The 13126-nt window shown below is 35.4% G+C and carries 9 protein-coding genes; 8 read left to right on the forward strand and 1 reads right to left on the reverse strand.

The features are described 5' to 3' along the window. Positions 1-179 precede the first annotated feature (179 nt). The 3 genes from ACQH2Q_RS03375 (at position 180) to guaA (ending at position 5765) form a co-directional block, all read left to right on the forward strand. Entirely contained in the window at positions 180-1256 is a 1077-nt protein-coding gene (locus ACQH2Q_RS03375; protein WP_425383359.1) for a methyltransferase domain-containing protein, read from the forward strand. Positions 1257-1314: 58 nt separating this feature from the next. Then, a complete protein-coding gene (locus ACQH2Q_RS03380; protein WP_425383360.1) occupies positions 1315-3099 on the forward strand; it encodes a ribonucleoside-diphosphate reductase subunit alpha in 1785 nt (594 codons plus the stop codon). Between the two features lie 1103 nt (positions 3100-4202). Beyond that, positions 4203-5765 (forward strand): glutamine-hydrolyzing GMP synthase, encoded by a 1563-nt coding sequence (gene guaA, locus ACQH2Q_RS03385; RefSeq protein ID WP_425383361.1) that lies wholly within the window; start codon positions 4203-4205, stop codon positions 5763-5765. Between the two features lie 107 nt (positions 5766-5872). Here guaA and ACQH2Q_RS03390 read toward each other — a convergent pair whose 3' ends face one another. Further along, positions 5873-6586 carry a TerC family protein gene (locus ACQH2Q_RS03390; RefSeq protein WP_264339310.1) on the reverse strand — a complete coding sequence of 238 codons (714 nt, stop codon included), beginning with the start codon at positions 6584-6586 and terminating at the stop codon, positions 5873-5875. Positions 6587-6983: 397 nt separating this feature from the next. Here ACQH2Q_RS03390 and ACQH2Q_RS03395 point away from each other — a divergent pair, with 397 nt between their 5' ends. The 5 genes from ACQH2Q_RS03395 (at position 6984) to ACQH2Q_RS03415 (ending at position 13111) form a co-directional block, all read left to right on the forward strand. Then, positions 6984-7166 carry a hypothetical protein gene (locus ACQH2Q_RS03395; RefSeq protein ID WP_006279522.1) on the forward strand — a complete coding sequence of 61 codons (183 nt, stop codon included), beginning with the start codon at positions 6984-6986 and terminating at the stop codon, positions 7164-7166. A gap of 185 nt (positions 7167-7351) precedes the next feature. Then, complete coding sequence (locus ACQH2Q_RS03400) at positions 7352-8068, forward strand: ankyrin repeat domain-containing protein (RefSeq protein WP_425383362.1); 717 nt, start codon at positions 7352-7354, stop codon at positions 8066-8068. Between the two features lie 74 nt (positions 8069-8142). Then, positions 8143-8271 (forward strand): hypothetical protein, encoded by a 129-nt coding sequence (locus ACQH2Q_RS03405; RefSeq protein WP_425383363.1) that lies wholly within the window; start codon positions 8143-8145, stop codon positions 8269-8271. Positions 8272-8546: 275 nt separating this feature from the next. Beyond that, positions 8547-11057, forward strand: a complete 2511-nt coding sequence (gene mutS / locus ACQH2Q_RS03410; RefSeq protein WP_425383616.1) for a DNA mismatch repair protein MutS — start codon at positions 8547-8549, stop codon at positions 11055-11057. Positions 11058-11932: 875 nt separating this feature from the next. Continuing rightward, positions 11933-13111 carry a ribonuclease D gene (locus ACQH2Q_RS03415; RefSeq protein ID WP_264339586.1) on the forward strand — a complete coding sequence of 393 codons (1179 nt, stop codon included), beginning with the start codon at positions 11933-11935 and terminating at the stop codon, positions 13109-13111. Positions 13112-13126 lie beyond the last annotated feature (15 nt).

Genomic DNA, 13126 nt, shown 5'->3' on the forward strand with positions numbered 1-13126 from the left:
AAACATTTACTTATATTATCAACAACAATATACTAGCAATCCTAAACAGTATAATCTGAGAAATATGTGGTAAACTTATATATACAGTAAAAATTAATAAAAAAGATATTTTGTAAGATAAAATGTGTTAAAATCAATTGCCTAAAAATGATAATAAACATTCGGAGTATTTCTAACGTATGAAAAGTAATCTCTCTTTTATAAAAAACGTTGCTTTAAATTGTATGTCTAAGCTCATTGGCGTATTAAATATTAAGAAAGTAAAACACTTCATTGTGAATAAATATAATACTCTTCATAAAGAAATGACAGTGCTTCTTAAAAAATCTAAGAACCTGTTAAACACCAACATTGAAATCGGTTTATATCACTTTTATAAAGGTAGCATATCAGATGCAAAGTTACGATTTTGGTTAATTAGCATATTTTACCCCCATTTACCTATAGTCTGGTATAACATCGGAAGGTGTCATTTTGCGGTAGGGAATACTAACAAAGCTTATAATTATTTAACAAGGGCACTAAAATTAGATAATGACCACGAGGAGGCGTCTTACTATATAAAAAAAATGACAAACTCAGCGCCTATTAGAGAATTGCCAAAAAACCTCATAAGACAATATTTTGATTACACAGGTGAATATTTTGTTGAGCATTGGTTGATTGCCAAACAATATAGAGGGCATGAACTTGTACACATGATAATTACAAAAATCTTCAACAACTCCACTTCTGAGCTCAATATACTCGACCTTGGTTGTGGAACTGGAATATGTGGTCATTTCTTGAAAATAAATAGTATTGGAAACCATATAACAGGAATTGACATTTCAAGTAGAATGCTAAATATCGCAAGAGGATGCTTTATAAAAGGTAAGCCTGTTTACAATGAATTAATACATATGGAAATGAAAGAGTTTCTTAAACAAGAGAAAAACCAGCAGTATGATGTAATTATCTTTGCTGAAGTGCTACATTATCTACATGACTTTCAAGAAGAGTTGGAATTAGCAAAAAGATCTACGAGCAAAAAAGGAGTTATTGTATGTTTAATAAGAAGAAAGGAAGGTGAAGGTATTGACTTTGTAAATAAAGGAGACTATTTTCGTCACTCAGAAAGTTATGTTCAACATGTTGCAAAAGAAATAAATATGCAAATAAGTTATATGAGTTACTGTAAAATATATGGCAGTCAGGTTGACGGTATCTTGTTTGCATTACAGCATCAACAAGAAAATCCGAAAAACCTAACTTAAAAATCGCTCAAAATGACTTTTAAGTATCTACATATAATAAAAGAATAAAAGGAACTTTATGAATAACATTACCATTAATTACGCAAAGGACAGCAAATTAACCGACTTTGGAAAAGCAGTTCTATCAGACAGGTATTTAATAGAAAATGAAAGTTATCAAGACCTCTTTGCACGTATTGCTAATTACTATTCTAATAATAAAGAACATGCGCAGCGTCTTTATGACTACATGAGCAACTTGTGGTTCATGCCTTCAACACCAATACTCAGCAATGGTGGCACTAAGAGAGGGTTACCTATCTCTTGCTTTCTTAATGAAACCGAAGACAGCTTGCAGGGAATAGTTGATCTATGGAACGAAAATGTTTGGCTTGCTGCACGTGGAGGAGGCATAGGTAGTTATTGGGGAAATTTACGCTCAATAGGCGAAAGCGTAAAGGGTAGCGGCAAAACATCAGGAATTGTTCCATTTATTGTAGTGCAAAATGCTCTAACGCTTGCAATTAGTCAGGGATCCCTAAGGCGAGGAAGTTCAGCAGTCTACCTTCCTGTATCTCATCCGGAGATAGAAGAGTTTCTAGATTTACGCAAGCCAACAGGCGGTGACCCAAATCGCAAAGCGTTAAATATACATCATGCTGTAATAGTAACAGATAAATTTATGCAGGCTGTTGAGAATGATCAAGAATGGAATTTAATAAGCCCTCACAACAATAAGGTTATTTCAACTGTAAAAGCGCGGGATATATGGATCAAAATATTAACAGCAAGAGTTGAAACTGGAGAACCTTACATTATTTTCCTTGATGCAACAAATAACAATAAGCCAGAATCTTACAAAAAGCTCAACTTAGACATCAAGATGTCAAATCTATGCAGTGAAATAACTTTAACCACAGGTTATGATCACCTGAATAAGTCACGCACTGCTGTGTGTTGTCTATCATCCGTAAACCTTGAGTACTACGAAGAATGGAAAGACAATAAACTCTTCATAGAAGATATAATGCGCTTTCTTGATAATGTATTGGAAGATTTCATAAATAAAGCACCGAATGAAATGCAGCGAGCAAAATATTCTGCAGCCAGAGAACGCAGTATTGGTCTTGGTGTGATGGGCTTTCACTCATTTTTACAAAGCAAAATGGTTCCTTTTGAATCAGTAACAGCACAACAATGGAATAAAAAAATATTTAAGTATTTACGCGAGCAAGCAGATATAGTTTCTAAAAAATTAGCAGAAGAAAAGGGAGCATGTTCTGATGCCAAAGAAGTTGATCTAATGGAAAGGTTTACACACAAACTCGCTATTGCTCCTACTGCCTCGATCTCCATTATTGCAGGTAATACCTCCCCTGGAATAGAACCATACGCAGCAAACGTATTCATACAAAAGACACTTACAGGCTCATTTGTAGTGCGAAATAAATTCTTGCAAAAACTATTAGCAGAAAAAAATCAAGACAATGATAAAATATGGTCTTCAATTTCAACAAACGAGGGTTCCGTTCAGCATTTAGATTTTCTTAGTGAGCATGAAAAATTGACATTTAAAACAGCGTACGAGCTTGACCAAAGATGGATTATAGAACATGCAAGTGATAGAACTTCGTATATTTGTCAATCTCAATCAGTAAATCTGTTCTTACCTGCCAACGTACATAAACGTTACTTGCACAAAATACACATGCTTGCTTGGAAAAAAGGATTGAAGAGCTTATATTACTGCAGATCACAATCAATGCAGAGAGCCGATAAGGTCTCGCATGACATATTCAAAAAAAGTGAAATATTGCAACAAAAAACAGATATTGACTACGATGAATGTCTGTCATGCCAATAGCGGCCTTACTCAAAAAAAGTAGAGAGAAAGTTAAGCAAATGGGTAAATAGACTTCTTGCATAACCATATAACGCACTTTTATTGGGAATAGAAACGAAAAAACTTTCTTGACAAACTCCGCCAGCTCCCTTATCATAAAACTGAAGCTATTTATTTATCTTCGCAATCTGTGCAGGTTAATGACAAAAAACTTAGGGTATTTGGCGTCTCATGTTTAATTTTTCGCACTACGTGCATCGCATGTCTTTAAAAATTTTTAGGTTTTTACCTATATAAGCCGAAACGCGCTTACAAAGCGTTTAAGACAGCAAAAAACGTCAAATTGACAAGGGAGAATTTGAATGCTAGCTACTACGGGGTTTCTTTGCCTTTTTTCCTGCTTAGTAAATTTCTTAAACACTTGCGGTGTAGGTTAGTTGCAAGTTAAAAGCAGCTAAAGCGCTCTTAATCAAGCGTTTTAGAATAAAAAAAACGCCGATATTTTAGTACATAGTAAATAGCCAACCACCATGGGGCTTCTTTTGCCTTTTTTTTCACTTGGTAAATTTCTTAAACATTTATGGCTAAACGACAATCGTCATCCCGCTACTTGTTAGCAGGATCTATTGCCGAGATACCGCGAATGAATCGCGGTATGACGGTTCGCGGTGGCATGACGATAAAGTTTATACCTCGTCATCCCGCTGCTTGTTAGCGGGATCTCTTGTTAGCGGCTGAGATACCGCGAATGAATCGCGGTATGACGGTTCGCGGTGGCATGACGATAAAGTTTATACCTCGTCATCCCGCTGCTTGTTAGCGGGATCTCTTGTTAGCGGCTGAGATACCGCGAATGAATCGCGGTATGACGGTTCGCGGTGGTATGACGGTTCGTGGCAGCATGAAGATAATCCCGCTACTTGTTAGCGGCTGAGATACTGCGGCGGTATGACGTAGATTGCTGTCATTCCGCTACTAGTTAGCGCCGCAGCGGTATGGTGTAGGAAAATTAGCTATATAGCTAACTTGTACCACGCGTTAAAGCTTTTAAACAGGTCTTGGTTTACTTACTCCATTATTTTCTTTATTATCAGATATCATTTTAAATAATATGGAGGAGCAAATTGTCAGCAATTGCCATTATTGATTTTGGTTCACAGTTTACACAGCTTATCGCAAGACAAGTAAGAGGAATGGGTGTTTATTGTGAGATATTTCCAAGCAACATCAGTTTTGAAACAATATCAAAATTCAATGGGTTTATTCTCTCTGGAGGACCACAATCTGTAAATGATGATTGTTCTGAAACAAGTAGAGTAGTACATGAAATTATAAAACTTAATGAGGCAACAAGCGTTCCTATACTTGGAATATGCTATGGACAGCAACTCATTTGTCATTATTTTGGAGCAAAAGTAAAAGAGAGTTTCAAACAGGAGTTTGGTAGAACTAAAATCAAGATACTAAAAGAATCCCCCATTGTAAAGGATACCTGGGATGTTAATTCTGAAGTGGATGTATTAATGAACCATGCGGACAGTGTTGATACTATACCACAGGGATTTACTGTTATCGCATCAGGTGTGATAAATCAAACAATTGCAATGATTGTCAACGAACAGCGGAAGATTTACTGTACTCAGTTCCATCCTGAGGTTAAGCCCACAACAAATGGCAGTAAATTGCTCTCTAACTTCTTGGATATTGCAAATTGCAAAAGAGACTGGACAATGAAGTCGTTTATTGAGGAGCAAAAGGAAAAAATCAAAAATGTAGTAGGAGAGAAAAAAGTAATCGCTGCAGTAAGTGGTGGGGTTGATTCAAGCGTTGCAGCGGCTCTCACACATAAAGCTATAGGAAAACAATCGAACTGTATTTTTATCGATACTGGGTTGTTACGCAAGAACCAAACCATCGCTATGTTGAAAGAGATTCCGATAAATTACGTTGATAAATCAAATTTATTTTTGAGTAGGTTGAAGGGAATAACTGATCCAGAAGAAAAGCGAAAAATTATCGGTAACACTTTTATTGAAGTGTTTGAAGAAGAAGCAAAAAAAATAGGTGATGTGGATTTTTTGATGCAAGGTACCATCTACTCTGATGTAGTTGAGTCAGGGCATGCCTCAAACAACACTAGTACAATTAAGTCTCACCATAATGTTGGTGGGTTGCCAGAAAAGATGAACCTGAAGCTAGTGGAGCCTTTACGCTACCTCTTTAAAGATGAGGTAAGGCTACTTGGAAAAGAAATTGGGCTTTCAGATGAGATAATATTTCAACATCCATTTCCTGGACCTGGACTTGCAGTGAGGATTATAAGTGAAGTCGATGAAGAAAAGGTGCGAATATTGCAAGAAGTAGATGAAATATATATTAATACGATGAAAAATTACGATCTATATGATAAGATATGGCAAGCTTTTGCTGTATTATTACCAATAAAAACTGTAGGCGTTATGGGAGATGGTCGTACGTATGGATATGTTTGTGCTTTAAGGGCTGTAACATCATCTGATGGTATGACAGCCGATGCATTTCCATTTGAAGATAAGGATCAACACTTGCTAGTATTTTGGGATTTTTTACGCAATGTCGGCAGTATAATTGTTAATAATGTTCCCGGAGTAAATAGAGTTGTTTATGATATCACTTCTAAACCACCCGCAACTATTGAGTGGGAGTAAATCAAAAAGATCCCGCTGCTTGTTAGCTGGATCTAGAGATACCGCGAATGAATCGCGGTATGACAGTTCGCGGCAACATGACGACAACCTCGTCATCCCGCTGCTTGTTAGCGGCTGAGATAACGCGAATGAATCGCGGTATGACGGTTAATTTTCTTTATTTTGCTTATAATTTCCACAAGCAGTGCAAACATAAATGAAGAATACAAATATCCTTTTGGTAATTCTATATGAAATCCATGAAGTATGAGGTACACACCGACAAGTAAAATAAATAAAATGGCGATTATTTTTAACCCTGGGTTAGATTTGATTAACTGGGCGGTATAACTTGATAAAAACAGCATTGCTAGCATGGAAAATGTAAATGCTGTAGCAATTATTACCATGTTATAAGTTAGTGCTATAGCAGTTAATATCGAATCAACCGAAAAAACTAAATCTATTAATATAATTTGTAGCACAACTAAAAAAAATTTTGATTTAACGTTTGCTTTCTTTTTATTTTTCTTACATACAAAGATGTCATCCCGTAACTCCATAGAGCTCTTAACAATAAGGAATAATCCCCCTGCGATCATAAGTAAATCCCTTGCTGATGCAGTGTGAAATATAGGTTTTTGCATTGATAATATAGATGATGTAAAAAATAGTATTACAAAACGCATTAATAGTGCTAATCCAAGGCCCATAAGGCGCACTCTTTCTCTCAGCGCATTTGGTACCTTATCTATTGCTAGAGAAATAAAGATTAAATTGTCTACACTAAGTATAGTTTCAAGTAGTGTAAGTGTCAGTAAAGTCCAAGCATCAGTTAGCATTTTTGTTTCAAATTCGGTTCTTCTTACTCTACAATAGATGTGTAAAAATTAAGTGACTTCACTCAGAAGTTTTATAGCAGTTCTCCAGAAAAACAGGATATATAAAGTTCAGCAGCTTCTTCTATTTTCGTTTTTGAGCAAAATCAATAATAAGAGAGTTTCTTATTTTCATGCACGCAAATAAGATAAAGCCTTATTTTCATTTTTGACTTTATTTGAAAATAATATATACTATAAAAATAGTGTGCTCGGTTGAATGAATGTATATTAAAGGATCACCATCAGGCAAAGTATTCGCTGGTTATCAGGCATTTATACCAAGCCCCTTGCCACCAAAATTTGAATGGGACAATGATTTAGTTAATAGTCTTTAAACCCTTACTTTACTATAAGGAAAGTGGTTGAAAACTTAGGTGTCGTATTTACAACAGCCCAAAGAGCAATCGTAAAGCTTGAAGATTTAGGCATCGTTTCACAAACTTCTCAAGGAAAGAGAGATCGGGTTTATTGTGCAACTGATATTTTGAATATTCTAGAAGAACCAACTAAGATTACAGAGAACTTCGATAGCACATTGTAGCTATTGTGATGAATAAATTCAGCAAACAGCAAGCTTAAAGAGTCTGATCCAATGGACATGCTGAACAAAAAGTAAGGAGCTCCTTTTGGAGGATTATATTAACTTATTAATTAATTGCTTGACTTTTAGCAGGATTTATTATATTATTTATTAATGAGTAATGCAATCAAACCAAGGAGGATAGCATGATAAATAATTTGGATTCAATAATTCTTGGAATAAAAGATGGTGAAAAGGCGATTGAAGATTTAAGGGTTGTTCTTAAAAAAAGAAAAGAAGAAGTTATTACTACACAGACATTTAATTACGCTTTACGATGCCCAAAAACTACAAAGGAAGCGATAGTACACGAAATTCTGCTTCATTTTATACAAAATCCTGGCGAGCAATCACTAGAACAAGTGATACAATGCTTAGATAGAGCAATACAATCTGGGATATATGCAAAAAACAACCCAATAAGAAATCTAGATGAAGAATTTCGTACTCATATAAACTTTAAAGATGAAGAGGGAAATACATTACTACATCATGCAGTTATAGGTAATAAAATTGAAGAAATAACCACCCTTCTTGTTACATATAGTGCAAATCCTTTGATACAAAACGCGGATAATAAAATTCCTTCAGATTTAGCTCAAGGAAAAACAAAAGAAGTGCTTATTAAAAGTATGAAAAAACAAGCTCATACGAAAAAAGAAAGCGCTATGATAGGCAGTTTAGTGCCTGGCATAATGATTGGTGGTTTTCTTGGTGTTGTACTTGGAGCTGGTGTGTATGTTGCAGTAAGTCTTTCTGGTGGTATGATACTAGGTGTAATGATAGCATCTGTTCTTGTTGCTAGTATAGCTGTTGGGCTGGCCATGTATAGCTCTTTTTACAATAATCCGAACAGATCATAATATGCTACTGCTCTACCATAGCCATAAGCACATATCTTATCCTATTCGGACTATTGCGAGAAGTGCTATATTTTTTGAGTCAAGACTATGAACAGGCTAAAGCGATAGAAAAAACTATTAGCACTGTTAGCTCTGTTAGCTCTGAAATATCTGTTGGTGCTGCAAATGGTAAAAATGATAAAGAAGGGCAACAACTTACATAGAAAAAGCTATAGTATTTTTCAAACTAAATAATAAACCTTGTAATTAGGATATTCTGGATTCCAGCGTCACGCGCTGGAATGACAACTGCGTTTTTTGTTTTTTTGTCATCAAATACTCCTACTCTTTATGTCATCCAAGTGTCCTGACTACTTGGATCCAAGAAATTTAATTGTTTTAAATTTTTCCCTCTATACACCTATTTAAAATTTATGTTATCCACATGTGCAATATAATCTATAATAACGTTTATCAATACAATATATTAAAAAATATTATGAGCTTCGTAAAAGAAAAAAACACCCCTGTGATGGAGCAGTATTTGAACCTGAAAGCTCAATACAAGGATCATCTGCTATTTTATAGGCTAGGAGATTTTTATGAGTTGTTTTTCGATGATGCTATTAAAGCTGCGAAATTGCTGAATATAGTGCTCACTAAGAGAGGTAATTCGTGTGGGCAAGAAATACCAATGTGTGGAGTGCCAGCACACAGTAGTGAGTCTTACCTGCACAAGCTAATAGATTTAGGATTCAAAGTAGCAATCTGTGACCAATTAGAAACTGCTGATGAAGCAAAAAAGAGGGGCTATAAATCCATAGTAAAACGTGATGTAGTGCAAGTTGTAACTCCAGGTACAATTATAGAAGATTCACTACTGGAGGATAAAAGCAATAATTATCTCGCATCCATAGTTGAACAAAATGACGAATATGCTATTAGTTGGCTTGAATTATCGACGGGAAAATTTTTTCACACTTTAACGAGTTTGAAAGCTCTAGATAGTGATTTATTGCGTATATCACCAAGAGAATTATTAATTTCTGAAAAATTCATTGAGGACGAAAAAATTAGATCGATTTTAAAAAATTATAAAATATCAATTACACAACACGTACAGAGTTTTTTTGAGTATAGTAAATCTCACAGAACGTTATGCGAGTTTTATAAAATCAGGGAACTTGGGAGTATAGGAAATTTCAGCAAAGTAGAAATCATGGCGTGCGGTGCACTGCTTGAATATGTCAGAGTAACACAAAGGGGCTCCATTCCAAGGCTTGAATTCCCGAAAACCTATAAGCAACAAAATTTCATGCTTATTGATGCTTCAGCAAGGAGAAATCTTGAGTTATTCTCAACTCAATTTGGTGAAAAGAAAGGTTCACTAATTTCAGTTATTGATCACACAGTTACAGCTTCTGGTGGACGCCTGCTCAAACAAATGCTCGCTTCACCACTTGCTTGCTCCAAGGCAATCAATTTGAGGCTCAGCACCGCTCAATTTTTTGTAAATAATCATGATTCACGCAAAAAAATACGAGAGATATTATCTAACATTCCAGATATTGAAAGGTCTTTATCGCGCTTAATACTAGGGCGTGGTTCACCAAAGGATATGAACCTATTAAAAATAGGCCTAGGAAAAACTTTAGAGTTGTCTGAGTTTCTGTCTACCTTGCATAATTATTGTTTAAGTGAAAAATCAGAAATTAACTCTCAGATGTCATTCCAGTGCTTGACCGGAGAAAAGGAACCAGTGTCTACTACTCAGGTGATAAGTAGTGACGAGAGTGAACTCAGCACAATACATAAGAGCCTTGGCAATCATAAAGACCTATTTGAACTGTTAAATAGTGCTATACTCGATAATAACCTCAGTTCCGTGAAAGAAGGAGGATTTATTCACTCAAAATACAACTCAGAATTATCTGAGTTATCCTACATATTAAATAATAGTAATAAACTAATAACCAAACTCCGTGAATCTTATCGCGACCTAACTGGCATTGCCGCACTCAAAATATTACACAACAACATACTTGGTTATTACGTTGAAGTGTCGGCAAATCACAAAATAACTTCGGATATATTTATTCATAGGCAAAGCTTAGCAAATAGCATGCGCTACACTACTAATGAATTGAAAGAACTAGAAAATAAAATTCTTACGGCACGTGATGCTGCAATCGGCTTAGAAATGAAAATTTTTAGTGAACTGTGTAGTGAAGTTGCTAAAGAGTCTGAAAAAATTGCTCTTGCTGCAAATGCTTTGGCAAAACTTGATATTAGAACCGCATTTGCAGAGCTTGCAGTGCAAAATAATTACGTAAAACCCATTATTGATGACAGCAAAAAGTTCAATATCTGTAGCGGAAGACATCCAGTGGTTGAAGTTAACGATAAATTCATTGCAAATAGCATCAATTTAGCTGGTATACATCTAATTACTGGTCCTAATATGGCTGGAAAAAGCACTTTCTTGAGGCAAAACGCTCTCATTGCAATTTTAGCTCACATGGGGTCATTTGTGCCAGCAGAGAGTGCACATATTGGAGTGATTGACAAGATATTCAGCAGGGTTGGCGCAACGGATAATATAACAGCTGGTTATTCTACCTTCATGGTAGAGATGATCGAAACAGCAACGATAGTAAATCAGGCAACGGACCGTTCCTTGGTGATACTTGATGAAATTGGTAGGGGCACAGGGGTGTATGATGGATTATCTATTGCACAGGCGGTGATTGAACATATTCACAATGTAAATAAGTGCCGCGCCATTTTTGCAACTCATTATCATGAATTAACTAAAGTAAGCAAATACTTGAAGAACGTGAAATGTTTTTGTGTAAAAATAAGAGAGTGGAACGGAGAGGTTATCTTTCTACATGAAGTAATTGAAGGCATTGCAGATGAGTCATATGGAATACATGTAGCAAAACTTGCTGGTTTTCCTGATTCTGTTTTAAATAGAGCAAGTGAAGTGTTTGAGGAGCTGAAGGCTTGAATCATTATTATAAGTGAAGAATTACCTATACAATCGTGGTAGTAGCTATAGAAACGAAAAACTTACTTGACACCCTTCGCCAGCGCCCTTATCATGATAGTGAAGCTATTGTATTTGCTTTCGCCAATCTGCAGATTAAAAGGTAAGGATTACTTAATGTATCGGCGTCTTATGTTCAATTTTTTGCAGTATATAGATACTGTATGTCTTTACAAAACTTCATCTACATCTAGATTTTTATCTAAATAAGCTGAACGCGCTTATAAAGCGTTACAAGACATCAAAAAATGCCAATACTCGACAGAGATAGTAAAAGACTAGCTAACTCGGGGATTCTTTGTCTTTTTTTCTGCTTAGTAAATTTCTTAAACATTTGCAGCGTAAGTTAGTTGCAATTAAAAGCAGCTTAATCTTGCTTGTCAAGCGTTTAAAACATAAAAAACGCCAATATTTTAAAGCGGATAATAACCCCAGGGCTTCTTTTGCCTTTTTTTTTATTCGGTAAATTTCTTAATATTTATAGCTAAACGACAATCGTCATCCCGCAGCGGGATCTAGAGATACCGCGGCGGTATGACGTAGGACTGCTGTCATCCCAGTGCTCCTTTTTTTGTCATCCCAGTCTGGGATCTATTTTGCATGTAACTCCAATTGTGTTTTGGCATAAAACGCGACGCGTATTAGACTTATTTGCAAGCAAAGCTTGCTAGATCCAAGTAGTCAGGGCACTGGGATGACAGGAGAAGGAAGCACTGGGATTGGGATGGAAAAGGCTATTTGTGTGATGCCAATGAGTGATAGAAAGTTCTGCAAGAAGTCATTAATTGCAAAAATTTAATATAAGTGGTAAAGTAGAACCACTGAATAAAAAACGTATGTTAATTAATACAACGTCGGAGCTGGAGGACATATGTGAGGGGTTGATAGCAAAAAAGCCAAAATTTATAGCAGTTGACACGGAGTTCATTAGAAATAATTTAATCTACTACCCAAAATTATCGTTAATTCAAATTTCTTACGGAGAGAAGAGTTTTATTGTAGACGCATTAGTGCCAGAAATTGATTTATCATTCATTAAGAAAATAATGCTAAATCAGGGGATAACCAAAGTGTTTCATAGCTGCCGGCAGGATATAGAATCCTTACTCACTGTGTTTAAATGTATTCCCACTCCCATTTTTGATACCCAAGTTGCTGCTATGTTTTGTCATTATTATCATGACTTTATTGGTTACTCAAAAGTAGTGGAGCAATATCAAGGAATAGCACTGGATAAAATTAAAGCTAAAAATTCAGATTGGTTAAGGCGTCCGTTGTCCGAAGATCAGTTAGATTATGCAGTAAACGACGTGGTACACCTATATGACCTATACCAAATATTGTGCAATAAACTTGAAGAAAATAATAGGATGGGTTGGTTTCAAGAGGAGATGGAATCAATAGTTGATATAAATAAGTATTTACATAGCCCAAAAGATGCATGGAAGAGGATTAAATTTAATTATGAAGTAAATCCAAGATTGATACTAACTGTTAAAGCAGTTAGTGAGTGGCAAGAAACCTTAGCACAGCGCTATAATATGAACCGTAATAAAATAATCAATAATGCTGTAATAGCTGGTTTTATTGAAAAAAATATAGAGCATGTTGATGAGATTTTAGATGATCTCAAGAGGAATGCAAAAAATATAAAAGATGCGGATTTACTAGAGTTTGTGAATATTTTTAATGAAAATGAGAGAAATTGGATGCAGCAAAACAACACCTTATCGAGTAATTATGACAAATCTGTACTTGATATACTCTCAATTATTTTAGATAGTAAATGTAAAGAAAGTAACATATCAAGGAAATTAGTTTCTTCAAAAGATGAGTTAACCGGGTCAATATCTGGACAGACAGATAAATTATTCAAGGGATGGAGATATGATTTTTTTGGCAGGTCAGTTGAATCATTTTTGAACACAAGCTCAAAATTTGAGATTTCAGCAGTGAAATCCGCAAATAATATAACCAAAATTCAGAGTAATTTAGTGGAGAATAACTGTTGCTAAAGTAACTTAGATTTA

Origin of the sequence: Wolbachia endosymbiont (group A) of Melieria omissa (assembly GCF_964031125.1) — a bacterium.
Classification (GTDB): domain Bacteria; phylum Pseudomonadota; class Alphaproteobacteria; order Rickettsiales; family Anaplasmataceae; genus Wolbachia; species Wolbachia pipientis.

Excerpts from the sequence above, each read along its gene's own strand:
- ACQH2Q_RS03375 (WP_425383359.1), top strand. The coding sequence starts at position 180 with ATGAAAAGTAATCTCTCTTTTATAAAAAACGTTGCTTTAAATTGTATG.
- ACQH2Q_RS03400 (WP_425383362.1), top strand. The coding sequence starts at position 7,352 with ATGATAAATAATTTGGATTCAATAATTCTTGGAATAAAAGATGGTGAA.
- ACQH2Q_RS03415 (WP_264339586.1), top strand. The coding sequence starts at position 11,933 with ATGTTAATTAATACAACGTCGGAGCTGGAGGACATATGTGAGGGGTTG.
- ACQH2Q_RS03380 (WP_425383360.1), top strand. The coding sequence starts at position 1,315 with ATGAATAACATTACCATTAATTACGCAAAGGACAGCAAATTAACCGAC.
- ACQH2Q_RS03390 (WP_264339310.1), bottom strand. The coding sequence starts at position 6,586 with ATGCTAACTGATGCTTGGACTTTACTGACACTTACACTACTTGAAACT.
- mutS (WP_425383616.1), top strand. The coding sequence starts at position 8,547 with ATGAGCTTCGTAAAAGAAAAAAACACCCCTGTGATGGAGCAGTATTTG.